28 protein-coding genes and 1 pseudogene are annotated in these 23,341 nt (G+C 71.9%); 13 read left to right on the top strand and 16 right to left on the bottom strand.

Annotated elements, in window-relative coordinates; translation table 11 throughout:
• Positions 1-345 carry a hypothetical protein gene (locus NR111_RS12810; protein ID WP_256820997.1) on the bottom strand — a complete coding sequence of 115 codons (345 nt, stop codon included), beginning with the start codon at positions 343-345 and terminating at the stop codon, positions 1-3.
• A 126-nt stretch (positions 346-471) separates the two neighbouring features.
• On the opposite strand from NR111_RS12810, the gene dapA reads away from it, so the two are divergent.
• Positions 472-1,359 carry a 4-hydroxy-tetrahydrodipicolinate synthase gene (gene dapA / locus NR111_RS12805; RefSeq protein WP_069389590.1) on the top strand — a complete coding sequence of 296 codons (888 nt, stop codon included), beginning with the start codon at positions 472-474 and terminating at the stop codon, positions 1,357-1,359.
• Positions 1,360-1,430: 71 nt separating this feature from the next.
• On the opposite strand, the gene NR111_RS12800 is transcribed toward dapA, so the two are convergent.
• Positions 1,431-2,345 carry an SDR family NAD(P)-dependent oxidoreductase gene (locus tag NR111_RS12800; protein ID WP_256820996.1) on the bottom strand — a complete coding sequence of 305 codons (915 nt, stop codon included), beginning with the start codon at positions 2,343-2,345 and terminating at the stop codon, positions 1,431-1,433.
• Between the two features lie 162 nt (positions 2,346-2,507).
• Between NR111_RS12800 and NR111_RS12795 the strand changes: the two genes are divergently transcribed.
• Complete coding sequence (locus NR111_RS12795) at positions 2,508-3,326, top strand: DUF1906 domain-containing protein (RefSeq protein ID WP_132062919.1); 819 nt, start codon at positions 2,508-2,510, stop codon at positions 3,324-3,326.
• 24 nt (positions 3,327-3,350) lie between these two features.
• Here NR111_RS12795 and NR111_RS12790 read toward each other — a convergent pair whose 3' ends face one another.
• Positions 3,351-3,674, bottom strand: a complete 324-nt coding sequence (locus tag NR111_RS12790; RefSeq protein WP_096906599.1) for a putative quinol monooxygenase — start codon at positions 3,672-3,674, stop codon at positions 3,351-3,353.
• A gap of 84 nt (positions 3,675-3,758) precedes the next feature.
• Between NR111_RS12790 and NR111_RS12785 the strand changes: the two genes are divergently transcribed.
• Positions 3,759-4,598, top strand: a complete 840-nt coding sequence (locus tag NR111_RS12785; protein ID WP_256820995.1) for a serine O-acetyltransferase — start codon at positions 3,759-3,761, stop codon at positions 4,596-4,598.
• A 12-nt stretch (positions 4,599-4,610) separates the two neighbouring features.
• Positions 4,611-5,297, top strand: coding sequence for a response regulator transcription factor (locus tag NR111_RS12780; RefSeq protein WP_096906600.1), 687 nt, complete (start codon positions 4,611-4,613; stop codon positions 5,295-5,297).
• Between the two features lie 104 nt (positions 5,298-5,401).
• Here the strand turns inward: NR111_RS12780 and NR111_RS12775 are convergent, their stop codons facing one another.
• On the bottom strand, positions 5,402-6,895 hold the full coding sequence (locus NR111_RS12775) for an ATP-binding protein (protein WP_256820994.1): 1,494 nt from the start codon (positions 6,893-6,895) through the stop codon (positions 5,402-5,404).
• A 74-nt stretch (positions 6,896-6,969) separates the two neighbouring features.
• Here NR111_RS12775 and NR111_RS12770 point away from each other — a divergent pair, with 74 nt between their 5' ends.
• Complete coding sequence (locus tag NR111_RS12770; RefSeq protein ID WP_256820993.1) at positions 6,970-7,782, top strand: hotdog fold domain-containing protein; 813 nt, start codon at positions 6,970-6,972, stop codon at positions 7,780-7,782.
• A gap of 66 nt (positions 7,783-7,848) precedes the next feature.
• Positions 7,849-8,412 (top strand): NAD(P)H-dependent oxidoreductase, encoded by a 564-nt coding sequence (locus NR111_RS12765; RefSeq protein WP_256820992.1) that lies wholly within the window; start codon positions 7,849-7,851, stop codon positions 8,410-8,412.
• 91 nt (positions 8,413-8,503) lie between these two features.
• Here the strand turns inward: NR111_RS12765 and tpx are convergent, their stop codons facing one another.
• From tpx to NR111_RS12750, 3 genes are all read right to left on the bottom strand, one after another.
• Positions 8,504-9,001, bottom strand: coding sequence for a thiol peroxidase (gene tpx / locus NR111_RS12760; protein ID WP_256820991.1), 498 nt, complete (start codon positions 8,999-9,001; stop codon positions 8,504-8,506).
• A 100-nt stretch (positions 9,002-9,101) separates the two neighbouring features.
• On the bottom strand, positions 9,102-9,905 hold the full coding sequence (locus NR111_RS12755; RefSeq protein WP_067718962.1) for an adenylate/guanylate cyclase domain-containing protein: 804 nt from the start codon (positions 9,903-9,905) through the stop codon (positions 9,102-9,104).
• 11 nt (positions 9,906-9,916) lie between these two features.
• The gene (locus NR111_RS12750) at positions 9,917-10,585 is read right to left on the bottom strand and encodes a DNA-3-methyladenine glycosylase (RefSeq protein ID WP_256820990.1); all 669 of its coding nucleotides are present in this window, start codon (positions 10,583-10,585) and stop codon (positions 9,917-9,919) included.
• A 112-nt stretch (positions 10,586-10,697) separates the two neighbouring features.
• Between NR111_RS12750 and NR111_RS12745 the strand changes: the two genes are divergently transcribed.
• From NR111_RS12745 to NR111_RS12735, 3 genes are all read left to right on the top strand, one after another.
• The gene (locus NR111_RS12745) at positions 10,698-11,330 is read left to right on the top strand and encodes a YdcF family protein (protein ID WP_256820989.1); all 633 of its coding nucleotides are present in this window, start codon (positions 10,698-10,700) and stop codon (positions 11,328-11,330) included.
• Between the two features lie 74 nt (positions 11,331-11,404).
• Positions 11,405-12,010 carry a DedA family protein gene (locus tag NR111_RS12740; RefSeq protein WP_256821047.1) on the top strand — a complete coding sequence of 202 codons (606 nt, stop codon included), beginning with the start codon at positions 11,405-11,407 and terminating at the stop codon, positions 12,008-12,010.
• Between the two features lie 55 nt (positions 12,011-12,065).
• Complete coding sequence (locus tag NR111_RS12735) at positions 12,066-13,073, top strand: pirin family protein (protein WP_256820988.1); 1,008 nt, start codon at positions 12,066-12,068, stop codon at positions 13,071-13,073.
• 15 nt (positions 13,074-13,088) lie between these two features.
• On the opposite strand, the gene NR111_RS12730 is transcribed toward NR111_RS12735, so the two are convergent.
• Entirely contained in the window at positions 13,089-13,646 is a 558-nt protein-coding gene (locus tag NR111_RS12730) for an isochorismatase family cysteine hydrolase (protein ID WP_227022208.1), read from the bottom strand.
• Between the two features lie 24 nt (positions 13,647-13,670).
• Positions 13,671-14,489, bottom strand: a pseudogene (nadE, locus tag NR111_RS12725) (ammonia-dependent NAD(+) synthetase); the annotation flags it as partial.
• A gap of 129 nt (positions 14,490-14,618) precedes the next feature.
• Here nadE and NR111_RS12720 point away from each other — a divergent pair.
• A complete protein-coding gene (locus NR111_RS12720; protein ID WP_256820987.1) occupies positions 14,619-15,362 on the top strand; it encodes a DUF981 family protein in 744 nt (247 codons plus the stop codon).
• Positions 15,363-15,457: 95 nt separating this feature from the next.
• Here the strand turns inward: NR111_RS12720 and NR111_RS12715 are convergent, their stop codons facing one another.
• A complete protein-coding gene (locus tag NR111_RS12715; protein WP_256820986.1) occupies positions 15,458-16,261 on the bottom strand; it encodes an alpha/beta fold hydrolase in 804 nt (267 codons plus the stop codon).
• Positions 16,262-16,306: 45 nt separating this feature from the next.
• Between NR111_RS12715 and NR111_RS12710 the strand changes: the two genes are divergently transcribed.
• Positions 16,307-17,818, top strand: a complete 1,512-nt coding sequence (locus NR111_RS12710; RefSeq protein ID WP_256820985.1) for a hypothetical protein — start codon at positions 16,307-16,309, stop codon at positions 17,816-17,818.
• On the opposite strand, the gene NR111_RS12705 is transcribed toward NR111_RS12710, so the two are convergent.
• The 3 genes from NR111_RS12705 to NR111_RS12695 form a co-directional block, all read right to left on the bottom strand.
• The gene (locus NR111_RS12705; protein ID WP_256820984.1) at positions 17,742-18,257 is read right to left on the bottom strand and encodes a GNAT family N-acetyltransferase; all 516 of its coding nucleotides are present in this window, start codon (positions 18,255-18,257) and stop codon (positions 17,742-17,744) included. The genes NR111_RS12710 and NR111_RS12705 overlap by 77 nt on opposite strands.
• Positions 18,254-18,814 (bottom strand): DUF2599 domain-containing protein, encoded by a 561-nt coding sequence (locus tag NR111_RS12700; RefSeq protein WP_256820983.1) that lies wholly within the window; start codon positions 18,812-18,814, stop codon positions 18,254-18,256. The genes NR111_RS12705 and NR111_RS12700 overlap by 4 nt, the downstream gene beginning before the upstream one ends.
• A gap of 251 nt (positions 18,815-19,065) precedes the next feature.
• Positions 19,066-19,635, bottom strand: coding sequence for a DUF1697 domain-containing protein (locus tag NR111_RS12695; protein WP_256820982.1), 570 nt, complete (start codon positions 19,633-19,635; stop codon positions 19,066-19,068).
• 49 nt (positions 19,636-19,684) lie between these two features.
• Between NR111_RS12695 and NR111_RS12690 the strand changes: the two genes are divergently transcribed.
• Positions 19,685-20,125: an SRPBCC family protein gene (locus NR111_RS12690; protein ID WP_154830186.1), complete on the top strand. Its 441-nt coding sequence runs from the start codon at positions 19,685-19,687 to the stop codon at positions 20,123-20,125.
• Here NR111_RS12690 and aroD read toward each other — a convergent pair.
• Both aroD and NR111_RS12680 read right to left on the bottom strand, forming a co-directional pair.
• On the bottom strand, positions 20,122-20,901 hold the full coding sequence (aroD, locus tag NR111_RS12685) for a type I 3-dehydroquinate dehydratase (protein WP_256820981.1): 780 nt from the start codon (positions 20,899-20,901) through the stop codon (positions 20,122-20,124). The two genes, NR111_RS12690 and aroD, sit on opposite strands and share 4 nt — an antisense overlap.
• Positions 20,902-20,939: 38 nt before the next feature.
• Entirely contained in the window at positions 20,940-21,422 is a 483-nt protein-coding gene (locus tag NR111_RS12680; protein WP_256820980.1) for a DUF4262 domain-containing protein, read from the bottom strand.
• A gap of 190 nt (positions 21,423-21,612) precedes the next feature.
• Between NR111_RS12680 and NR111_RS12675 the strand changes: the two genes are divergently transcribed.
• Positions 21,613-22,752, top strand: coding sequence for a patatin-like phospholipase family protein (locus tag NR111_RS12675; protein ID WP_256820979.1), 1,140 nt, complete (start codon positions 21,613-21,615; stop codon positions 22,750-22,752).
• A gap of 11 nt (positions 22,753-22,763) precedes the next feature.
• Here NR111_RS12675 and NR111_RS12670 read toward each other — a convergent pair whose 3' ends face one another.
• The gene (locus NR111_RS12670) at positions 22,764-23,324 is read right to left on the bottom strand and encodes a DUF732 domain-containing protein (protein WP_256820978.1); all 561 of its coding nucleotides are present in this window, start codon (positions 23,322-23,324) and stop codon (positions 22,764-22,766) included.
• Positions 23,325-23,341: the final 17 nt, after the last annotated feature.

Genomic DNA, 23,341 nt, shown 5'->3' with positions numbered 1-23,341 from the left:
CTACTGGCCGTCTGCCGTACCGTCCGAGCCGCCCACGGCCTGATCCGGCTGCTCAGGGGTCTGGTACACCTTCTTCTGCTCGGCGCGCTCGGCAGCGCCGTCCCCGCCCGCGCCGGACGTCGCAGCGGAGCTCGCCGCTCCCGCGGAGTCGTGCGGTGTCGCGCCCCCGGCGGCCCGGTCGGCGGCGGGCTCGGTGGCGGCGGACTCGGTGGCGGTGTCCGCCTCGTCCCCGCCCCGGGAGGTGCTGCCGTCGCCGGCCCCCGATCCGTCGATGGTGTTGCCGAACGACTCCGCGGGCTCCTCCGGGATGCGCGCGGGGTCGTCGGGTCGGGTCTGGTCGGTCACAATCGCCTCCGCGGTCTCGGTGGTGGACGCCGGGCCCCGGCGCCGGGGTGCTGACGACCCTAGTCCCGTGGGGACCCCTCACGTCGGAATCTCCCGACCGCGTCACCGTGGCTTAGTCTGGTGCGCATGTCGGACAATCCCTTCGGTCGGGTCATCACCGCGATGGTGACCCCCATGCATGACGACGGCTCGATCGATTTCGACGGCCTGCAGCGGCTCGCGGTGCACCTCGCCGATCACGGCCACGACGGACTGCTGGTCAACGGCACGACCGGCGAGTCCGCGACGACCACCGACGACGAGGACTACGACAGCGTGGCCGCCGTCGTCGAGGCCGTCGGCGACCGGGTGAAGGTCATGGCCGGTTGCGGCACCAACGACACCGAGCACTCGATGCGTGCGGCGCGCGAGATGATCGCCCGCGGCGCCGACTCCCTGCTCGTGGTGACCCCGTACTACAACAAGCCCACCCAGCACGGGATCGTCGAGCACTTCCGGATGATCGCCGAGGCGGCCGACCGCCCGATCATGGCCTACGACATCCCCGGCCGCACGGGCACCGCCCTGGCCACGGACACCATCCGGCGGATGGCGGAGATCCCCCGGGTGCGGGCGGTCAAGGACGCCAAGGGTGACCTGTTCGAGGCCAGCCGACTCATGGCGGAGACGGACCTGCTCTGGTTCTCCGGCGACGACGTGCTTAACCTGGCCTTCCTGGCCCTCGGTGCCACCGGCATCGTCTCGGTCGTCGGCCACGTCGCCGGCGACGACTACCGGGCGATGATCGACGCCGTCGACGCCGGCGACCTGCCGAGGGCCCGCGAGATCCACACCCGCCTCATCCCGGCCGTGGACGCGATCATGCACACCTCGCAGGGCGCCATCCAGGTCAAGGCGGCGCTGAAGGAGGCCGGCCTCATCGGCTCGGACCGCCTGCGCATGCCCCTCCTCCAGGGGCCGCCCGAGCACCGGGCCAAGTTGCGCGACGGGCTGGCCGCGGCCGGGCTCGGCTGACCCATCCCGGCCACCGGCCGACCACGGTCACCACTCTGCGGGGGATGACCTCGTCGTCGTCGTGACCCTCGTCATGCCCGCTGGAACGCGGCCATCTCCGTGCACCGCCGCCACAGGGCGGCGGCCGTGGTCCGGTCGTGCGAACGGCGACCCGACCGGGCGGGCTTCGGATGCCCGCGCAGGCCCCCGAGGCGATCGGGGCCGACGAACTCGCCACCGGCGAGGCATGGCACCGTCGCCGCGTACAGCACGGACAGCGCACCCATCTCCGGTGTCAGGCCCGCCCACGTGATGGAGTTGCCCAACTCGAAGAAGCGGTCCGCCAGTGGGTTGCCGCTCTGGCGGATGAGGTCGGTCGCCGTGTAACCGGGATGGGCGGCGACCGACCGCAGCCCGCTGCCGGACCGCTCGAAATGGCGCTGCCATTCGTAGCCCAGCATGATGCACGCCAACTTGGAGTCCGCGTACGCCGCCATGGGGCGGTAGCCGCGCACGTCCATGTCGAGATCGTCGGTGTCAAGTCGTCCGCGCAGGTGGGCGAGCGAGCCCAGCCACACGACCCGGTCCGTCAGCATCTGCTCCAGCCCCAGGGTGAGCGCGTGATGAGCCAGCACGTTGACCCCGAACTGCATCTCGTGTCCCTGCGCGGTGCGGGCGTGGGGGATGTTCATCACGCCGGCGTTGTTGATCAGCACGTCGACCGGCGCACCCTCCGCCGCCGTGGCCGCCACGAACGCGTCGACGGAGTCCAGGTCCGCCATGTCGAGCAGGCGCACCTGCGCGCGCTCCTGGTCACCGGCGGGGAGCGTCGCGCGCGCCTCCTGCGCCTTCTCCTCGTTCCTGCAGGCCATGACGACCCGGGCGCCCCGGGCCGTGAGTGCGGCGGTGGTCGCCAGCCCGATCCCGCCGTTGGCGCCCGTGACCACGAAGGTCCGGCCCGTCTGGTCGGGGATGTCGGTGGCGGACCATCTGTGCGCGCGAGTCATGAACGTCAGTCAACCAGCCGTGCCTGCGCTGTGGTGGTCCGTCCGTGTGGTAACGCCGGGATATCCTTCGCGATGTCCTTGTGACACACTCGTCGGGTGTGCGGGTCCCACGTGTCACACGTGCCCCCGCGTGCCCCTTCCTCGAGATCCCGGAGTAGCCACATGACGTTCGACCGCCGAACCTTCCTGCGCCGCGCAGGCATCGGCGCCGCCGGGGCGGGCGCCCTCGCCGCGGGCATCACCCCCGCGGTGGGTGCCCAGTCCTCGATCCCCGCCGGGCTCGGTGCGCTGCCGGGGGCGGGTGTCGGCGTCCCGGTCGGCACACTGCTCGACTACGCCTCCGGCCCGCCGTCGGCGGCGTCGATCCGCGCGGCCGGCCACATGGGCGCCGTGCGGTACTGCTCCAACCGTCGCCCCGGCGCCGAGTGGATGACGGGCAAGCCGCTGCTGCGCCGCGAGGTCGACGACTTCCGCCGCAGTGGCCTCAACATGGTCTCCTGCTACCAGTACGGGCGTGCCGAGACCGCCGACTGGAGGGAAGGCGCCGCGGGCGGCGACCGCCACGCCCCGATCGGGATCCGGATCCACCGCGAGGCCGGCGGGCCGTCCGGCGTGCCGATGTACGTCGCGATCGACGACAACCCCACGCGGTGGCAGTTCGACAACCAGATCCGCCCGTACCTCGAGCGCTGGCGCGCCCATCTCCACGGCGCGGGGATGGAGCTCGGCGTGTACGCCAACGCCCCCACCATCGACTGGTGCCGTCAGACCGGCCTGGGGCGGTACTTCTGGCAGCACGACTGGGGCTCCGGTGGGCGCCTCAACCCGAGCGCGACGATCCACCAACTGCCGGTCCGGCAGCAGGTCACCGTCGGCGGGGTCGTGTCCGACCTCAACCGTGTCTACGCACTCGACTACGGCCAGTGGTGGCCGGTCGACCCGATCGCGCTCGCGCAGTCGGCGCTCGGCAGCTCGATCTGACGCGACGTCCGGCGGGGCCTGCGCCTACTCGACGGTGATCTCGCCCATCGCCCCCCACTCCTCGCCCTCGGCGGTGGTGTTGATGATCCGCGGGGTCCGCTCGAGGTAGCGGGCGGCCGAGCCGGTGAACTCGGCGAAGTGGTCGGAGTTCACGTGCTGGGCGGGGGCGTCGCCCTCCCGGAAGGCCTCGCACAGCAGGAAGGTGTTCGGAGACTCCGGTGACCGGTACCAGTCGAAGAAGAGATTGCCAGGCTCGGCGCGGGTGGCCTCGGTGAACTCGCGGGTGAACTCAAGCCAGGACTCGGCGAACTCGGGCTTGACGTCGAAACGCACGTTGATGAGGATCATGGCCCCATCCTGCCGCGTGGGGAGCGGGCCGTCGAGGGAGGTGCGACTCGCCCCGATCGCCGGGGCAGGCATACGCTGTATCAGGTGACCATCGAGCTGAGCACCGAGAACCCGTGCGTCCCGCGGGCAGAGGCCGACTCCTCCGTCCGCGCCGTCTGGAACCGCCTGTCGCTGGACGCGACCTCGAGCAGGAACGAACCGCTGATCGCGGGACTGGTCCTGGACCTCATCGACGGCTGTGATGACCTCGGCGAATCCCTCGCGCGCCTCGCCGCCTCCCGGGTCGCGACCCCCGAGATCGGCCGGCACGTGCTGGAGAAGGAGATCCGGGCGGTGCTCGTGGAGCATCCCCACGTCTTGGAGGCCGTCGCGGCCGACCTCGTGGTGAGCTTCGAGCGCAACCCGGCGTACCCCAACTACCTGGTGCCCTACCTCTTCGCCAAGGGCTTCCTCGGCCTGCAGGTGCACCGCGTGGCCCACGAGATGTGGAACTCCGGGCGGGTCATGGCGGCGTCGTTCCTGCAGAGCCGGATCTCCGAGGTGTTCGCGATGGACATCCATCCCGCCGCCCGTGTCGGCTCGGGCATCCTCGTCGACCACGCCACCGGGATCGTCGTGGGCGAGACCTGCGTGATCGGCGACGGCGTGTCCATCCTGCAGGGCGTCACCCTCGGCGGCACCGGCAACGAGGACGGCGACCGTCATCCCAAGGTCAGCTCCGGCGTGCTGCTGTCCGCGGGATCGATCGTGCTGGGCAATGTCCGGGTGGGCGCCTGCTCCAGGGTGGCCGCGGGATCGGTGGTCCTGCACGAGGTCCCGCCCCACACCACCGTGGCAGGGGTCCCCGCGAAGGTGGTCCGGCGGCACGCCGACTCGCTGGTCCCCGCAGAGCGGATGGACCAGGAGATCGACCCCGAGGGGTAGGACGACACGCCGATGCGGGTCCTGGTGGTCGACGACGAGCCGGCGCTGCGCGAGAGCGTGCGCCGGGGACTCGTCACGGGCGGCTGGGCCGTGGAGACCGCCGCCGACGGTGAGGAGGGCCTCGAGATGGCCTGCGCCGACGACTTCGACGTGGTCGTGCTGGACATCATGATGCCGCGGCGCAGCGGGTACGAGGTCGTCCGCGAGATGAGACGCCGCGAGGTCTGGACCCCGGTGCTCATGCTCACCGCCAAGGACGGCGAATACGACGAGGCCGACGCCTTCGACCTGGGCGCCGACGACTACCTGGTCAAGCCGTTCTCGTTCGTCGTCCTCGAGGCCCGACTCCGGGCTCTGGTGAGGCGGGGGGCGCCGGAGCGCCCGGCGACGTTCGAGGCCGGCGACCTCGTGGTGGACCCGGCCGCGCGGGAGGTCCGCCGCGGGGATACGCGGATCACCGTGACCGCGCGTGAATACGCGGTGCTCGAGTACCTCATCCGCCATCGCAACCAGGTGGTGTCCAAGGTCCAGATCATGCGGGCCGTGTGGGACGCCGCCTACGACGGTGACGACAACATCGTCGAGGTGTACGTCGGCTACCTGCGACGCAAGATCGACGCCCCGTTCGGGGCCCGCGCCATCGAAACCGTCCGCGGGCAGGGCTACCGACTCGTCGACAGCGTCGCGGCGCGCCCCTGAGCCGGGCCACTTCGCCCACTCCTCGCCGGCGTCTGCGCGTGGCCATCCGTCCTGCCACAGCCGCCCGCCGGCGCAGGGGGCGGGACCCTGTGCGGGATGACCGCTCAGGCGGGCCGGGCCGGGCCGGTGGGGATGTCGTCGACGTCGTCGTCCAGTGACTCGACCGGCAGCTCGACCACGAACCTCGCGCCCCCGCCGGGGGCGTCCTCCGCCCGGACCGAGCCGCCGTGGGAGCGGGTGATCTCGGCGACGATCGCCAGACCCAGGCCCGATCCGCCCTTGCCCCGCGCGCGGTCCGCGTCCAGGCGGGCGAAGCGATCGAACACCGAATCCCGTTGATCAGGGGGAACGCCCTCGCCGTCGTCGTCGACACAGACTACCGCGCGCGGCGCCCCGGGGGTCGTGCGGTCGACGGTGAGCCGCAGCGCGATCCGGTCGCGCGCGTGGCGGCGGGCGTTGTCGACGAGGTTGCGCACCACGCGCTGCAGGGCATCGGCGTCGCCCACGAGGCGCGCGGGCTCCACCGAGGCCGCCACCTCGAGCCCGCCGCCGTCGCCGCCGCTGCCGTCGCCGCCGTCGCCTCCGTCGCCTCCGCCGACGAGGCCCCTCAGCCGGGCGGCCTCGGAGAGCACGATGTCGTCGAGGTCCACGTCGTCGCGGCGCAGCGGCCGGCCGCGCTCGTCGTTCTTGGCCAGCAGGAGCAGGTCCTCGACCATCGTGCGCATCCGCTGCACCTCCGGCAGGAGCAGTTCGTCGACGGTCTCCACGTCCACCGGGGTGCCGGAGGTGGAGGACAGTTCGAGCATCGTCGACAGCGTGGACAGCGGGCTGCGCAGTTCGTGCGAGGCGTCACCGACGAACGCGACCTGTGCGGTGCGGGCGGCGTCGAGGCGCGCGAGCATGGCGTTCATCGTCCGGGCCAGGCGGGAGATCTCGTCCTCGGCCTCGGGGACCGGGACCCGCTCGCCACGGCCGGAGGCGGAGATCTCGGCGACGCGGGAGCGGATCGACTCGACCGGCCGCAGCACCCGCCCCATGGCGTAGTGGACGAACACGGCTGTGGCCAGGCCGGCGACGGGGACGAACGCCAGGAACAGCACCGCGCCGGTGGCCAGGAGGGAGTCGTAGCGGTCGGTGTCGGTGGCCACGTCCACGGCGAACGTTCCCCCGCGGACCTCCACGCCGACGGAGGTGAGGCGGAGGTCGGCGCCGTTCGGGGCGTCGAGGTCGCGCTGGATGACCTGACCGGGGGCGGGAGAGGGGAGCGCGGGGACGTTCTCGAGGCCGCGGGTGACCTGACCGGCCAGGACGCGGCCGTCGGGCGCGACGACCCGCACCAGGTCCACCCCGGACAGTGGTTCGGAGACCAGCTCGAGGGACGCCTGCGGGCCCCGGGCCGCGAGCCCACCCGCCACTTCGACCGCCCGGGCACGGTCGGCGGAGTCGATCGCGCCGTGCACGGCCGACCGCAGGAGCAGCCACGCACCGCCGGCCGCTGCCGCCAGCACGAGGATGACGATGCCGGTGGCGATCACGGTCGTGGCGACGCGGATGGGCCAGCGGCGGGGGGTCGTGAGGGCCTCGCGGTTCAGTGGCACGTCTCCATTGTGCGGACGCGATCCGGCGCGCGCGGTCGCGGGGAGTGAACGAGAACACGTGTTAGCGTCGGCGGGTGAGAGAATCGCAGCACGACGGCCCGGAGCCCCGCCTGGGGTTGACGTTCAGCCCGAACCCGGACGGGTCGGTGAGCTGGCACCAGCCGGTCGGCGACCAGTTCATCGACCCGTCGGGGCGTTTCGCCACCGGCGGCCTCGCCGTCCTGGTGGATTCGGGCCTGGGGTCGGAGAACCACCGCCGGCGCCCCGAGGGGATGTGGACGGTCACCACCGAGCTGCGGATGGACCTGCTGGCGCGCCCGCGCGCGGGATCGGCGGGACTGGGCATCCGCACGGACCACCTGGGCGACGACGGTCACTGCCTCACGACGCGCGGGGAGGTCGTCGACGACGACGGCGGGGTGATCGCCTCCGGACTGGTCAAATCCATGGAGATCGCGGGAGCCGTGGACCCGGACGGGTACGACGACGAGCCGCCGTGGCCGTCCAGACTCGCGCCGGGAACGCTGGCCGAGGTCCTGTGCCTGACGCTGGACGAGCGGGACGACGGCCCGGGCGGAACCCGCGTCGTGGAGGGCGTGATCGCGCCGGAGCCGACGCTGGCCAACCCGCTGGGGAATCTGCACGGCGGCGTGTTCGCGGCGGCCGCGGAGGTCGCCGGGGCCGCGGTGTTCCCGCACGAACGCGAGGTCAGCTCGTCCTCACTCGACGTGCGGTACGTGCGTCAGATCCCGCTGGTGCAGCCGGTGACGGTCCGGGCCGAGGTCCTGCACGACGGGCGGAGCTGGGGCATCGCCCAGGTGACGACGAGGGACGAGCGGGGGCGTGTCTGTGCCGTGGCGACGGTCACGGTCTACGGCCACCGGTAGTAGGTGTCACGTCAATCAAGTAGTGTTCTCGTCGTCAGTAACCCGCACGACGAGAGGGGACCGTACGTGAAGATCGGCATCATTCTGGGCAGCATCCGAGAGGAGCGTTCCGGGCAGACCGTGGCCGAGTGGGTCGCGCAGGAATCGCAGGCGCGGCAGGACGCCACCTATGAGCTGGTCGACCTCAAGTCGTTCGACGTCCCGCTGCTCACCTCGGCCACGGTGCCGGGCGCGGCGAACAAGCAATACTCCGACGAGCGGGTGCAGCGCTGGAGTTCGACCATCGACTCGTACGACTCCTTCGTCTTTGTCACCCCCGAGTACAACCACAGCGTCCCGGGCGGACTGAAGAACGCCTTCGACTCGCTCGGTAGCGAGTGGGCGAACAAGCCCGTCGCCTTTGTCTCCTACGGAGCCGAGGGTGGTGTGCGCGCCGTGGAGCACTGGCGGCAGATAGTGGCCAACTTCCACATGTACGGCGTGCGTCAGCAGATCTCGCTGAGCTTGTTCACCGAGTTCGGCCCCGAGGGCGTGCAGCCCGCGGAGCGCCGCTCCGAGGAGCTGGCCACGCTGTTCGATCAGCTCGAGCAGGCCACCCGCCGCTTCTCCCTGGTGGACGCGAGCGCCTGAGTCGCGGCGCGGTAGGCCACACGACGAGGCCCGCCCCCGTTCGTCGGGGGCGGGCCTCGTCGTTCGCTGCGGTGCGTTCGCTGCGGTGCGCTCAGTTCACGGCGGCGAGCGCGGCGTCGTAGTCCGGCTCAGTGGTGATCTCGTCGACGAGCTGCGTGTAGACGACCTTGCCCTCGGCGTCGACCAAGACGACCGAGCGGGCCAGCAGGCCCTCCATGGGGCCGTCGGTCATCTTGACGCCGTAGTCCGCGGCGAAGTCGCTGCGGAAGGTCGAGCCGGCGGTGGCGTTCTCGATGTCCTCGGCGGCGCAGAAGCGCTTGTGGGCGAACGGCAGGTCGGCCGAGATGTTGACGACCTCGGTGTTCTCCAGGCCGGAGGCCTTCTCGTGGAAGGTGCGCACCGACTGGGCGCACACGCCCGTGTCGACGCTGGGGAAGATGTTGAGGATGAGCTTCTTGCCGGCCAGCGACCCGGAGGTCACGGGAGCGAGGTCGGTGCCGACGAGTTCGAAATCCGGGGCCTTGGAGCCGACGGCGGGGAGCTCGCCGGACGTGCTGACGGGGTTGCCCTTGAAATTGGTGGTTGCCATGCGTCCGTTCTACCGGATGCCGGTGGTCGGCGGTGGTCCGGCCGGTTCCGGGGTGGGGCGGCGGATGGCGGGTTCCCCGCTCCCGGTCCCGCCGAACTCCTCAGCGCGGGGTCGCCACGTAGACGGCGATCCCGTCGGGCACACCCTTGACCCCGCCCCACCGGAAGGTCCGCTTGGGGCGGGTCGCCACGCTGTCGGGGTCCAGTCCGGCGCGGGTGGACTCGCTGATGAGGATCTCGCCCGCGCCGGCCTTCTCCGCGAGCCGCGCGGCGACGTTGACGTCCATGCCGAGATAGTCGTCCCCGATCCGGCGCGGGCGCCCGGTGTGGACGCCGACCCGCAACCGCGGACGCCAGCCCGCCACCTCCACGCCGGCGACCCCGTCCAGGCAGGCTGCCACCGCGTCCAGCGCCAGCTGGGGAGACGGGAACGTGGCCATCAGTCCGTCGCCGAGACGTTTGACGACGGCGCCACGGTGGGCGAGCACCTCGGGTTCGGTGGCCGCGGCGACCCGTCGGAGGAGCTGCAGCGACTCCTCATCGCCGGCGCGCATCGCCCAGTCGGAGAACCCGACGATGTCGGTGAACACGATGGTCACCTCGCTCCCGCCGCCGGCCCGCCCCGTGCGCTCGAGCACGGCGTGCCACACCTGGAGCCCGCCGAGCGTCACCTCCCGGGACGCGGTGGGCTGCTCGTCGAACAGTCGGCCGGCCACCCGGGCGATCGTCCCCGCGCTGTCGCGGCCGGCGGCCGAGAGCGGGTCGCCGAAACCGGCGTCCCCGGGCAGGGCCCGCCGGGCCCGCCGCAGCAGTTCGACCGACGTGGGATGACGGTTGACGTCTCGTGCGCCCGCCGCGGCGCGGGCCGTCGCCGTCCGCACCCGCTCCCAGTAGAGGTTCGCCATGGTCGTGAAGCCTAGGACGAGGAGGTGGGCGCCGGGGCCGCCTCGCCCGTCTGGTCCACCGCCCGCCACAGGTACCAGGACGCCACCGACCGGTACGGTGCCCAGCCGGCCGAGTGGTCCAGCATCATCGCGGGGGAGGCCTTGTCGTCCAGACCCAGCACCCGTTCGAATCCCCGCCGCACCCCGACATCGGCCACGGGGAACACGTCGGGTCTGTCCAACAGGAAGATCAGCAGCATCTCCACGGTCCATCGGCCGATCCCGCGGACCGTCGTCAGGGAGCTGATGACCTCGTCGTCGTCGTAGTCCCTCAGTTCCCCCAGGGTCGGGATCCGGCCCCCACGCACCGCGTCGGCGAGGCCCCGCAGGGCGGCCACCTTCGGCCGCGAGATCCCGCACGCCCGCAGTTCCTCGTCGGACAGTGCGGCCACGAGCGCGGGGTCGAGCTGGGCGTCGCTCGTCGCCCGCCCGCGCAGCCGGCCCGCGATCGTCGCGGCGGCCTTCACCGAGAGCTGCTGGGACAGGATCGACGAGGCCAACCGGTCGAAGAGGGTGTGCGGCCCCGTGTCCGGCGTCGGGGTGAGGGTGCACGGACCGACGGCGTCGATGTGCGCGCGCAGGTGTGGGTCGGCATCGTGGAGGTACCGCACGGCCGTGACCCTGTCGTATCCTTCCGGCATGCCGTGAAGGGTACGCGGGTCGCGCGTGACCTCCCCGTGTCACAGGTAACGACCTTCACGCACAATGCGATAACCAACGGGTCACGACACTGCTCGGGAGAGGACCGTTATCGTGCGTAGAACTCAGAGGCGTCTCGCCGCCGTCGCGGCCGCCGCCGCTCTCGCGCTGGGCGCCGGAGCGGGCACCGCCTCCGCCGGGTCGGCCGAGGTGCCGTCGGGCGTCGCGTTGTACAGCGGCCTGACGATGCTCGGCTGCCAGAACGTCGGCCAGGAGCTCCTGGCGGTGTGTGGGGACTTCGAGGTCCCCACCGTGGACGATCCCGCGGTGCTCACTGTCAACCCGTTCACCACCGACATCGTCATCCTGGGTGCCGGACTGCTCCCCGACGGCGGCATCCGCCCCGTGCTCGAGGAGCGACTGCGGACCGGATACCGGTTGGCGCAGGCGTACCCGACCGCCCGCATCATCGTCACCGGCGGCGTGCCGCAGAACGGGCGCACCGAGGCACGCGCGATGGGCGACTGGCTGCGTGGCGCCGGGATCGCGCCGTTCCGGATCACCGAGGAGGGGAACTCCGCCTCCACGGTGCAGAACGCCCAGTTCACCGACCGGATCTTCCGGGAGCGCGGCACCACCGGCGCCGTCGTCGTGACCACCGGTGACCACGTCAAGCGCGCGGTGCTCAACTTCCGCCAGGCCGTGGACGGCCGGATCCCGGTCACCGGCGTGGTCGCGCGGGGCTGATCGAGGTCGCTGCTCCCGTGGTCCTGGCAGCCGAGGGTGATCTCGGCGGGGTCGCCGGCTGGGCCGTGGGCGTCATGGAGGCGCTCGGCGGGCCCGGCGCGGCCCTCGTGGTGGGTCTGGAGAACGTCTTCCCGCCCATCCCCAGTGAGGTCATCCTGCCGCTGGCGGGGTTCAGCGCGGCTCAGGGCACGTTCACCCTCGCCGGTGCGATCTTCTGGACCACCCTCGGGTCCGTGCTGGGGGCGGTCCTGGCCTACGGTCTGGGTTTCTGGCTCGGTGCCGAGCGGGTCCGCGCGCTGTTCGACCGGGTCCCCCTGATCCAGGTCGCGGACTTCGACAAGGCCGAGGGTTGGTTCACCCGCCACGGGCGGGGCGCGGTCTTCTTCGGTCGGATGGTGCCCGTCGTGCGCAGCCTCATCTCCATCCCGGCGGGTGTGGAGCGGATGAGCCTCCTGCTGTTCGTGCTGCTCACCACGGCCGGCAGTCTGATCTGGAACTCGCTGTTCGTCGTGGCCGGGTATCTCCTGGGGGAGCAGTGGCACCGGATCGAGTCGGTGGCGGGATGGGCGTCCAACGCGGTCGTCGCGGCGATCGTGGTGCTGCTGGCGGTGTTCCTCGGTCGACGCGCCTACCTGGAGTTCAGGGAACAGCGGGAACACGGCGACGCCCCACGCGGTTAACTGATGCGACAGCAAAAAGTCGTGTCAGCTCACCCGTGCACCCCAGGAGGAAACCATGTCCGCCATCCGCCAGGTCGTCCCGCTCGGAGGCCAGTGGCCGGGCCTCGACCCGTTCCTGTTCGCCGTCCATCACCGTGACGAGTTCCCTCCGGCCGAGGGCGAGACCATGCGCCCCGCCGCCTCCCTCGCAGGCCGGTCCCTGGGGCAGGACTTCTCGGGCAACGACGGGTGGTCGATGTACCACGGTGAGACCGTCCCCGGCTTCCCCCAGCACCCGCACCGCGGGTTCGAGACCGTGACCGTGGTGCTCGACGGCGTGGTCGACCACGCCGACTCCCTCGGCGCGGCGGCCCGGTTCGGCCACGGCGACACCCAGTGGCTCACCGCCGGCTCCGGGATCTCGCACTCGGAGATGTTCCCGCTTCTGGACACCGAGCGGCCCAACACCATGGAGCTGTTCCAGATCTGGCTCAACCTCGCACCCGAGGACAAGTCCGCCGAGCCGCACTTCGACATGTTCTGGTCCGAGAAGACCCCGGTCGTCGTCCGCGGAGCCGATGGCGCCGCCGCGAGGTTCCGCCTGATCGCCGGGGAGATCGACGGCGTGCGCGCGCTCGACCCGCCACCACACTCCTGGGCGGCGCGACCGGAGAACCACCTGGCCATCTGGATCGTCACGCTCGACCCCGGCGTGAGCACGGAGCTACCCGGTGCCGACCCCTCCGCGAACCGGGTGCTCTACAACTACGGCGGGCCGCTGACGGTCGACGGCCGGCAGTTGGGGTACGACGCCGCCGTCCTCGCCCCGGAGACGGTCGCCGTGACCGCCGGTGACGAGGGCGCGTCGTTCCTCGTCCTGCAGGCCCGGCCGATCGGCGCCCCGGTCGTCCAGCAGGGGCCGTTCGTCGGCAACACCCGCGAGGACATCGTCACCGCCATGCAGGAGTACCGCGCCGGCGTGTTCGGCACCTGGGACCTGCCGCAGAACGACCCCGTCCACCCGCGCGGCGAGACCCGGTTCGCCCGCTACCCCGACGGCCGCGTCACGCGGCCGGTGGGATAGTCGGCGGCCGTCGGGTCAGTCCCCGTCGGGCCAGGCTCCGGTTCGCAACAGCTGGAGGCTGGCCTCCTGGTCGATGATCGGCTGGCGCATCTGGTCGGCGCAGAAGTCCAGCAGCGCCTCCGAGAGGGCGGAGTTGTCCGACGAGATGGCACCGCGGGCGACCGCGACGTGGAGGTTCTCGGCGAACCCGTCGATCGCCGTCTGCGACACGCAGCTGTGCGTCGACACCCCGCACAGCAGCAGGTGATCCACGCCGAGCTGCTCGAGCCGGGCCTTGAGCTCGGTCTCGAAGAAGGCGCTGTCGCGGGTCTTGACCACCTCCACGTGATCGCCCGTGGCCAATTCGTCGAGGAACTGCGCCTGCTCGGTGCCGGGGAACGCGAAGCCCTGGTCGTCCTCGCACATGTTGAGCGTCCACGTGGACTTGTCGCGGGAGTGCTCGGTGCGCACCAGCACGACGGGCCGTCCGGCGTCGTGGGCGGTGCGGATGAGCTCGTTGACCCGTGGCACCAGCTCGTCGCGCACCTTCGCCAGTTCGGGGAACTCGAAGTACGAGTTCTGCATGTCGATCACCACGAGGGCGGTCTGCTCGCCCGGACGCCACCACGTGTCCGAGACCTCGACCGGCGTGGTGCGCTTGTGCCGGTTGCGGTGCCACACCGACTCGATCGTCCGCGCGACGTGCTCGGGGACGTCGCGGCCCTCGAGGTAGTCGTCGATGTCGTCGTACCGCAGGCCGAGCTCGTCCTCGTCGGTCTGGCCCTCGTTCTCGTCCAGCAGGTCGGCGGTGGGCACCTTGTCCCACAGTTGCTTCGGGGCCCCGAGCTCGCGGAGCAGGGCGCGACTCTGCCGCTTGTTCAGCCCCGACAGCGGCAACACGTCCGCGGCGCCGTCGCCGAACTTCGTGAAGAACCCGGTGACGTTCTCGGCGGCGTGGTCGGCGCCGATCACCAGTAGTCCGCGGTCCCCGGCCAGCGCGTACTGGGCGACCATGCGGTGACGCGCCTTGGCGTTGCCCTTCGTGAAGTCGGTGAGCTCGGCCCCCGTGCCCTCCCGGATCGCCCCGTTGAGGGCGTCGACCCCCGGTGCGACGTTCACGGTCACGGTCTCGTCGGCGTCGACGAACTCCACCGCGGCGACGGCATCGGCCTCGTCGTGCTGCACCCGGTAGGGCAGGCGCATCCCCACGAACACCGCGTCGCCGCCGTCCGCGCGCACCCGCTCCACCGCGATCTGGGCCAGGCGCCCGGCCAGAGTGGAGTCGACCCCGCCGGAGATGCCCAGCACGAATCCCTTGGCGCCGCTGGTGGTGAGGTAATCAACGAGGAACCGCACCCGTCGCTCCACCTCGGTGGCGGGGTCGATGTCGGGCCGGACCCCGAGGCTGTCGATGATCGTCCGCTGTAGTTCTCGCATGGCCCCATTGTGCGAGGCCGGCGCCGCGGTGCCACCGGAGGGCGGCCCACACCTTGCCCTTCGATGGCCCTGAATGGATAGTTGCTCAGGGAAAGCAAAGCTGAACACCCGAGCCGCGAAGGGATAGTCATGGAAACGCAGGATTCGGTGGGCGACTTCTTCCGAGGTGTGGAAACGCCCGGCATGATCGACTGGACGACCATGCCGACGTACAACACGGTGATGGCCCTCGCGGTGGGCGCGGGCCTGCTGGGTCTGGTGCTGTTCTTCCGGGCGGTGCGCGCGGACCCCGCGGACGTCAGTATCACCGGCTGGTCGCTGAACTTCGGCGTGCTGGGCCTGATCCTCACCACCACGGGTCTGCACATGACGTTGACCTGGCCGCTCGCCGCCGGCGGGTTCGCGTTCGACAACATCATCTTCGGTGAGCCCAGCCTCGCCCTGGGTGTGCTCCTGCTGGCGGCGGCCGTGTACCTGTGGTCGAAGCGTGTGGTCGGTGTGACCGCGCGTGAGGTGGCGAGGGACTCGCGACCGCTGACGATCTTCGTCGTGGGGCTCGGGTTGGCCATGCTCGCCATCGCCCTCGCCGGTGTCGTCTACCAACTCTTCGCGGCCCCGCCGCAGGAGCCCATCTCCGGATTCTTCGCGGAGTGGGCGATTCTCGAGGCGATCTTCATCTCCACCCTCTACGCGGCGATCGGTGTCGGCGCACTGCTCACCCCACTCGCCACCGGGCGGATCTCCCGCGGCCTCGAGGGCGGCGTCGCCGCCACCATCATCGGGTGGTGCTGGGCGGTCACCGGCACCGTCTGGTTGCTCTTCGGTGCCCTGAACTTCTATTCCCACATCGGGCTGATCGTCAATACGATGTGAGAACCGGAACGATGTGAGACCCGGACGAGCCTCGACGGGCGCGGCGTGCGCTCCCGCCCCCGGTGGGATCTTCCGAGCGGCGCCCGTCGCCGGGGTCAGGCGATCGACTCGCCGATGAAGTCGCCCACGACCTGCGGCCACGAGGCCACCTCGGCCGGGGTGCGAGCCACCTCCAGCCGGGCGTCGGGCAGCAGTTCCAGGAGCTCCTCGGCCACCTCGAGCGGATGCGAGGCGTCCAGGGGCCACGCGAGCAGCAGCACCGGCATCCCGAGCCGGGCCACCTCCTCCCGTGGCGGCAGGTCGGTCGCGGCCGCGCCCCGGAACGCCGCGGGCAGCCACTCGTCCGCAACGTCGGGCGCGGTGACCGGCCGGGCCGGGTCGATGGCCGGCGAGGTGGGCGGCTGCCGGGTCACCTCGGACCACCGGGCCCCGCCCCAGCGTTCCACCTGCCGCGCGGCCAGCTCGTACACCCGCGACTGTTCCCGCCGCCACTGCCACACCGTCGGCGGGATGCCCAGGGTGAGCGACGCGAACCGCTCCGGCTCGGCCACCGCCGCGGTGAGCAGCGTCGCCGACCCCATCGACTGGCCCACCCCGTGGACCCGCTGGCCTCCGAACTCCTCGTCGAGCAGGGCGAGCAGATCGCGGGCCAGCGCCGGCCACGTGTAGTCGTCCGGGTCCGCGGTGCCCGGGGACTCACCGTGACCGCGGGCGTCGTAGCGCACGACCCGCAGGCCGTCGCGGCCCGCCGTGAGGTCGAGGCCGAACACCTCGTCGCGGTGCCGGCTCGAGCTGAGCCCGTGCAACTGCACCACCGGCAGCCCGTCCCCGCGTACGTCGCGGGCGAGCGCGGGCCCGTCCCCGCCGGGCCGGGCGTCGAGCCGTCTCGTCGTCGTCACACTTCGCGCCTTTCCCCGTAACACGCCGCCCCTACCGTGCGGGCCATGAGGCTCACCACCGTAACGCGGATGTCGCTCCCCGACGGCGTCGTGCACCGGTTTGCGACCGATGTCACCCCAGCTCACGGCGAGGATCGATCCCCCTCGTTCGATCAGGCGCGCCACGCCTCGCTGGGGCCCCGCCCGGGCTCGTGGATGGCGGTGGCGTTCACGCTGCCGTTCCCGGCCGACCGGGACGAGGTCGCGCGGGCGTGGCTCGCGGTGATCGCACGCCACGGGACCCTGCGCACGGTGCTCACCGGGGGCGGGCACGACCGCGACGGCCACGAGGGGAGGACCGACCGCCACGACCGTGACGACGACAACCACGACGACGACGACGGCGAGCTGCGCCTTCGGCCCGTGACCGTGCAGCCACTCGGGTGGCGGACCCCGCCCGCGGAGCCGGGGGAGGACCCGAGGGCCGTCCTGCGCCGGGTGTTCGACGAGGCGTGCTGCCCGTTCGCCCGGCCGGCGCACGCGCTGTGCCTGGTGGAGCCGCGGGACGAGCGGGAGCGGCCGGTCGTGGTGATCGGGCTCGATCACAGCCACGTCGACGCCTGGTCGCTGCTGGTGCTGATGCGCGACTTCTGCTCGTGCCTCGACGATCTGGCCTGCGGCCTCGAACCGGGCACCTGCCTGCCGCCGGCGACGGCGTTCGCCACCCACACCGCCGAGCTCGCCGCCCGCCCGCCCGCGCCGGACGAGGTGCACCGACGCTGGGCCGCGATCCTGGCCCGCGGCGGCGGGGAGATGCCGGTGTTCCCGCTCGACCTGGGCGACATCTCCACCCCGCACGAGGAGGTGGTGGAGGTGCGCGACGTGCTCGACCCGGCCGGGGTCGCCGCGTTGGAGGAGGCGGCCGCCGCCGGCGGGGTGCGGATGATCTCGCTGGCGATCTCCGAGATGACAGCCCTACTCCACCGTCGCGCCGGGGTGGGCCTGCGCGCGGTCCTGCCGGTGCACTCCCGCCACGACGTGCGCACCGCCCGCTGGAACGATTCGGTGGGGTGGTTCATCACCAACTCCGTCATCGAGTGCGACGACCCCGACCCGGCCGCGTGCGCGGTGGCTGTGCGCGAGGCCGTCGACCTCGGTTCGCACGCACTGGGGCCGATACTCGCCCCGTACGGCGGGATGCCGCACACCCCGGGGATGTTCGCGATCTCGTGGCTCGACCACCGCCGCCTGCCGGTGGACGTGGACCTGAGCCTCAGCCCGCAGCACGTGTCGGCCGCGATCCGGACCGACGGGGTGATGGTGTGGTTCGTGGTCAGCGGTTCGGGGCTGCACGTGCGCTGCCGCTATCCGGGCACCGATGCCGCCCGCGGGTCGGTGGGGGGTTGGCTCGACGAGCTGTGCGCCGGGCTGGTCCGCCGCGCCACCCCGGCCACCGGTCGCACCGGGCCGGGCGAGCAGGTCGAGGCAGACCATGAGCAGGTCAGTGGGGCGGCGCGCCGGACTCCGGCCCCAGGTCGGCCTGCAGCCACCCCACGTCGAGCCACCGCCCGTGCTTGAACCCGATCCGTTCCAACCGGCCCGCCTCGCGGAACCCCATGGCCAGGTGTAGAGCCACACTCGGCTCGTTGGGCAGGGTCACGATCGCCAGCAGTCGGCGGAACCCGGCCGCCTCTAGCCGGGCGAACAGTTCCCGGTACAGCGACCGCCCCAACCCGAGACCGTGCGCGCCCGCATCGACGTAGACGCTCACCTCGCACGACCAGCGGTACGCCGCGCGGTCCTTGACCGGCCCGGCGTAGGCGTAACCGACGATCCGACCGTCGAGCTCGGCCACCAGCCAGTCGAACCCCGCCAGTGCCCGGGCGATCCGCGCCGCGAACTCGTCGACCGGGGGCACCTCGGTCTCGAACGTCGCCGAGGTCTCGCGGACGTACGGCGCGTACACGTCCAGACAACCGGCGGCGTCGGCCACGGTGGCGCGGCGGATCTCCCTCACACCTCCGGCCCTCCCGGGTTGCAGCCCTCGGCCAGCATGCGCTCGGGCGGGACCACCGGCCGCCACGGTTCGAGATTCCAGGTGGGCTTGTCCGGCTCGAGCAGTCGCGCCCAGGTCCAGTGGCAGTCGAACTGCTCCCACATCCCCGGACTGTCGGCCTCGGGGACGAGCCGGACGACCTCCCGCCAGGCCGTTCGCGAGTCGTCGTCCCCCCACGCCTGGCGGCCGGCGGTGGACGGGGCCACCTCGAGCGTCACCCCGTAGTCGGAGTCGCCCCAGGTCGCGGCGTCGATGAACGGCGGGACGGGCGGGGGCGAGTCCCGCTCCGTGGGAGCGGGCCCACCGGCGGCGGGGGACGATGTCGGCGCCGGGGGCGGGGACTCCCGCGGCGCGGCCGTCGGCACCCGCGCCGCGGAGGTGGACACGGACGTCGTCTCCCCCGCGTCCCCGGGCGCGGGTTCCTGCGGCTCCGACGAGCACCCACCCAGCGCGAGGGCCGCCAACAGCACGGCGCCGAGTGCGGCGGCAGTGGATACGGTGGGCGGGCGGTGCGACATCGCTCGCAGTCTGCCACGGGCAAAGGGTTGCGCCCGAGCACGTGTGCAGAGGATCCTGTCTGCGGAAGGGAACCCGGCGCAGGCGGAGAGCCCGCACGCCAGCCCTCCCGCAGAAGGAGCGTGACCGATGCCCCCGTTCGACCTCTCCCAGCTTCAGGCCATGTGGGACGGGATCTTTCCCGCGATCTTCGGGCCCCTCGCTGCCTTCGTCGACACGATCGGCGCGTCCGTCCAGGGGCCCTGACGGCCTCTCAGCCCACCGCGAGGATCTTGTGTAGCGTCCGGAGGTTCCTGCTCGTCAGGTGACGTTCATGCGCTCGGTTCCCGGAGGCCTTGCCGGCGGCCGAGCTCAGCGTCGCCCCCTTGGGAACCCGCCAGTACACGCACCCTGATCCCGCGGTGACAACCTCGGTGCCGCCGGGCTCGATCGCCGCGCCCATCGCCTCGGCGACCGCCCGGGTCACCGCCGGGTCATCGGAGAACACGACGTAGTCGTGGTGCTCGTCGAGCGACTCGAACGGGTACGCCGCCACGGCCTCCTCGACGGCATCGCGGGTGAGGACCTGCACCACCGCGTCGTACCCGAACCTGTCGGCGTAGGCGGCTTCGAGCACGGCGCGGAGGTCGTCCTCGGCGCGCGGGTCGGTGAGCACGACGTTCCCGGTGGCGAGGACGGTTCTCACCTCCGCGCAGCCCGCGTCCTCGGTGCAGGCCCGCAGGGCCGACATCGCGATCCTGGCCGACCTGCCCACGTTGATCCCCCGCAGCAACGCGACCTTGCGGTCCGAGCTCGACCCGCCGGGATCGGCTGTGGCGTTCATGGACCGATCCTCGCACCACGGGCAGGCCGCGAGGGTAACTTTGGCGACCATGGCAGTGTCAGTGCAGTCAGTGACCACGATCGAGGCCGGCATCCCTGAGATCATGGAGGTCCTCGCCGACGTCGAATCCCTCGTCGACTGGTCGGAGGCCCACCGCGAGGTCGAGATCCGCGAGGCCGACGACGAGGGGTGGCCGATCGTGGTGTGGGAGAAGATCGCGCAGTACGGCGTGACCGACGAGATGGTCGTGCGGTACGAGTGGTACGACGGCGAGGTGAGCTGGTCCCTCGTCGAGAGCAGCACCCAGAACGTGCAGAACGCGCGTTATGTGCTGACGGACAAGGGTGACGGGACCACCGAGGTGGTCTTCGACCTCGAGGTGGACCTCAAGATCAAATTTCCCGGAGTGATGCTCAAGAAGGCCCAGAAGCACATCGCGGACGTGGCCACCTCCGGCCTCCGCAAGGAGGTCCTCCGGCGCTACGGCTAGCCCAGCAGATCGAGCGCTGCCCGCACCCCGGCCGCCGGCAACTGCCCGGGCGCCGAGGCCTCGCCCACGGTGGCGAAGGTGGCCGCCGATCCGAACGTGCCGCCGCCGATACGCGTCACCGCCCCCAGCGCGCCCATCGACATGGTGATCAGCGGGATACCGGCGACGCGGTGGCGACTCTCGGTGGCGGCGATCAGCGTCACCACGTCGCCCGCCGAGCGGGGCATGACGGCGATCTTGGCCACGTCCGCCCCGGCGGCCTCCATCGCCTCCAGCCGAGCGGCGATCTCCGCGGCCGGCGGGGTGGCATCGAAGTCGTGGTTCGACGCCACCACCGAGGTCCCGTGCGCGTGGGCCGCCTCGATCGCCCGTGCCGCCCGCGGGTGCCTGTACTCGACGTCCACCGCCGCCGCCAGACCGGTCGCCGCGAGAGAAGCGACAAGCGCGACGTAGGCGTCGTCGGCGATCCCGGTGCTGCCGCCCTCGGCCGTGGTGCGGAACGTGGCCAGGATCGGGGTGTCCGGCAGCAGCCCGGCCAGGGCCTCGAGCGCCGCCACCGCCGGGCCGGGATCGGTCAACGTCCCGGCCTCGGCGGCGGCCGCCCCGGACCGGGCGGGGGCGGGCTCGTAGAGGTCGACCCGCCACTCGACGAGATCGACCACGGGATCGCCGGCCAACGCCGCGACCTGCTGCTCCAGTTGCGTGAGGTCGCCGGCGGTGATCGGGACGATGATCGACGGCGAACGCGCATCCAGGTGCAGCTGGTGACGGGGCATGGTTAGACCCTACGACGACCCCCGCCGGGCCCGGACCGTCAGCTACACCCCTCGCAGGGGCACGGCCGGCGGGCCGGGATCAACTCCAGCGCGGCCAGACCCCCGGTTCCGGAGGTGCGGTAGTACCTGCCCGCCCACCGCAGGGTGTGGGACGGCCGGCGTACGGGGATCAGTTCCCATGTCGGGCCGCCGGAGCCCTCGCACAGCAGGTGCCCGGCATCGAAGACCTGGCCGGCCAGGACGGTCTCGCCCCACCGGCCCAGCAGATCGGCGGTCTCCCGCGCCGACAGGCCCCGCACGAGCAACTCGGGGTGCCCCAGATCCGTCAGTCCGATGGTGTAGCCGAACCTCTCGTCCGGAGGCAGTGGTGTGGCGGCGCAGTCGCCGCAGTCGCAGCCCTCGCCGACGTGGACGACGTGCATCCCGGAGCGCTCGACGTTCGCGGCGACCCGCAGCATGTCGCGGTCGACGGTGGGGGCGTAGGCGGAGCCGGTACGGGGCGGGATGGCGGTGTGGGACATGGGATCTCCTTCGTGCGGGTGTATCGGGCCCGGGGCCCGGCGTCGAACAGGTGCTCGATGCGATGCTGACGGTAGATCCCACCTACGACACGGACCGTGAAGATGACGTCCTGTACCCGGACGGGACGGGTGCACACTGGGGGCGGACACGCGGGAGACGCGTGGTCGGACTCGACCGGAAGGGGCGCCTGTGAGGGTCGCGTTGGCACTGGGCTCGGGCGGGGCGCGTGGATACACGCACATCGGCGTGATCCGTGAGCTACAGGCACGTGGACACGAGGTGGTCGGTGTCTCCGGGGCGTCGATGGGTGCCGTCGTGGGTGCCCTCTACGCGGCCGGCAAGCTCGACGACTTCGAGAAGTGGGTGCGGGGCCTGACCCAGCCCGCCGTCCTGCGGCTCCTCGACGTCTCCTTCGCGGGCGGCGGCGCCATCCGGGCGAACAGGATCATGGCGGTGATCGGGGCGATGTTGGACGACGTCCGCATCGAGGATCTCGAGATCCCGTTCACCGCCGTCGCCACCGATCTGCGGGCCCGCCGGGAGGTCTGGTTCACCCGCGGTCCCGCGGACGTGGCGGTGCGGGCGTCGTTCGCCATCCCCAGCGTCATCACCCCGGCGTTGGTCGGAGGGCGGTTGATCGTCGACGGTGGCGTGTCCAACCCCGTCCCGCTGGAACCGTTGGCGCCCGTGAACAGCGACCTGCTGCTGGCGGTCTCGCTGACGGGGCGTCGGTCCGGGATCCGAGGGTCGACGTTCCAGGAGAGTTCGGACCCGGACGAGGTGTCCCCCGAAGCCGAGCCGAAGATCTCCCGGAGGGGTGCCGCGGGCGGGGCGAGGCCGGCGGGCACGCTGACAGGCCGGATCCGGACCGCCGCAGCGGACGTCCGCGACGGCGACCTGGTGCGACTGATCGCCGCGCGATTCGGTCAGGATCCGGCTGTCCCGGAGGACGAGGACTCGTCAGACGCCAGCGGTGACGTGGCCGATGACCCGGTCGATGGGGTCTACGACGGGACGGCCGGGGTCCGGGCGCCCGGTCAGCCGTCTGACGTGGTGGAAGAGGTCGTCGACGAGGGCGAGCGTGAGGTCGCCGACGACGACGGCGAGGAATCCCTTCCCGGGTCCCTACGGATCTTCGACGTGGTCACCCACACCATCGAGGCGATGGAGAGCATCGTGACCGCCTACCGAATGGCCGGCAACCGCCCCGATGTCCTGGTCGAGGTCCCCTCGGACGCGTGCTCGACGTTCGACTTCCACCGGGCGGACGAGCTGATCGCGCTGGGCCGCCGCCTCACCGCCGAGGCGCTCGACCGCGCCGGGATCTGACGGGGTCGGTCCTAGGCGCCTTCGCTATTTTCGCTTCCGCTGTTTTCGCCTCCGTCGCCGACGAGCGGCAGGTGCTGCGAGCAGTACGCCTTGACCGCGGCCGTCACCACTGCCGGTGCCTCGGTCACGGGAGCATCGGGATGGGCGTCGTTGTACATCTGGAGCACGTCGATGTAGCCGGTGCCCTCGTCGAACGACGCGCAGGCGTCACGGCCGCGGGTGATGTAGTCCTGCTCGTCCGGCGTGTCCACGCCGACGCGTTGGATGTCGTTCAGGAACTCCTCGTCCGGGTTCGGGCTCTCGCCCCCACCTTCCTCGGAGCCTTCGGGCTGCGGGCCGTTGCCGGTCGTGGCGCCGCCCTCGCCGCCCTCGCCGCCGTCGTTCATCGCGTCACCCACCGCCGACGTGGCCTCGGCGGCGACGGAGCCCACCGCGCTGGTGGCCTCGCCGACGGCCTGCTCGGCCTCGCCCTCCTCGCCGCAGGCCCCCAGGGCCAGTGCCAACGCGGCGAGGCCGGATGCGGCGGCGAGAGTGCGGGAACGGGTCCGTGCGGACCGGGGTGTGACGGTCACGGTGGGTCCTCCTCGTC

It is taken from the genome of Dietzia sp. Die43 (assembly GCF_024519835.1).
In the GTDB taxonomy this organism is placed as follows: domain Bacteria; phylum Actinomycetota; class Actinomycetes; order Mycobacteriales; family Mycobacteriaceae; genus Dietzia; species Dietzia kunjamensis.
Note: the sequence above shows the minus strand (reverse complement) of the source record. Positions and strands in the feature narration are given on the sequence as shown.

What these genes read in the sequence shown, in the direction of transcription:
- dapA (WP_069389590.1), top strand. Translation starts at nt 472, where the DNA reads ATGTCGGACAATCCCTTCGGTCGGGTCATCACCGCGATGGTGACCCCC.
- NR111_RS12800 (WP_256820996.1), bottom strand. Translation starts at nt 2,345, where the DNA reads ATGACTCGCGCGCACAGATGGTCCGCCACCGACATCCCCGACCAGACG.
- NR111_RS12795 (WP_132062919.1), top strand. Translation starts at nt 2,508, where the DNA reads ATGACGTTCGACCGCCGAACCTTCCTGCGCCGCGCAGGCATCGGCGCC.
- NR111_RS12790 (WP_096906599.1), bottom strand. Translation starts at nt 3,674, where the DNA reads ATGATCCTCATCAACGTGCGTTTCGACGTCAAGCCCGAGTTCGCCGAG.
- NR111_RS12780 (WP_096906600.1), top strand. Translation starts at nt 4,611, where the DNA reads ATGCGGGTCCTGGTGGTCGACGACGAGCCGGCGCTGCGCGAGAGCGTG.
- tpx (WP_256820991.1), bottom strand. Translation starts at nt 9,001, where the DNA reads ATGGCAACCACCAATTTCAAGGGCAACCCCGTCAGCACGTCCGGCGAG.
- NR111_RS12755 (WP_067718962.1), bottom strand. Translation starts at nt 9,905, where the DNA reads ATGGCGAACCTCTACTGGGAGCGGGTGCGGACGGCGACGGCCCGCGCC.
- NR111_RS12750 (WP_256820990.1), bottom strand. Translation starts at nt 10,585, where the DNA reads ATGCCGGAAGGATACGACAGGGTCACGGCCGTGCGGTACCTCCACGAT.
- NR111_RS12740 (WP_256821047.1), top strand. Translation starts at nt 11,405, where the DNA reads ATGGAGGCGCTCGGCGGGCCCGGCGCGGCCCTCGTGGTGGGTCTGGAG.
- NR111_RS12735 (WP_256820988.1), top strand. Translation starts at nt 12,066, where the DNA reads ATGTCCGCCATCCGCCAGGTCGTCCCGCTCGGAGGCCAGTGGCCGGGC.
- NR111_RS12720 (WP_256820987.1), top strand. Translation starts at nt 14,619, where the DNA reads ATGGAAACGCAGGATTCGGTGGGCGACTTCTTCCGAGGTGTGGAAACG.
- NR111_RS12710 (WP_256820985.1), top strand. Translation starts at nt 16,307, where the DNA reads ATGAGGCTCACCACCGTAACGCGGATGTCGCTCCCCGACGGCGTCGTG.
- NR111_RS12700 (WP_256820983.1), bottom strand. Translation starts at nt 18,814, where the DNA reads ATGTCGCACCGCCCGCCCACCGTATCCACTGCCGCCGCACTCGGCGCC.
- NR111_RS12695 (WP_256820982.1), bottom strand. Translation starts at nt 19,635, where the DNA reads ATGAACGCCACAGCCGATCCCGGCGGGTCGAGCTCGGACCGCAAGGTC.
- NR111_RS12690 (WP_154830186.1), top strand. Translation starts at nt 19,685, where the DNA reads ATGGCAGTGTCAGTGCAGTCAGTGACCACGATCGAGGCCGGCATCCCT.
- aroD (WP_256820981.1), bottom strand. Translation starts at nt 20,901, where the DNA reads ATGCCCCGTCACCAGCTGCACCTGGATGCGCGTTCGCCGTCGATCATC.
- NR111_RS12680 (WP_256820980.1), bottom strand. Translation starts at nt 21,422, where the DNA reads ATGTCCCACACCGCCATCCCGCCCCGTACCGGCTCCGCCTACGCCCCC.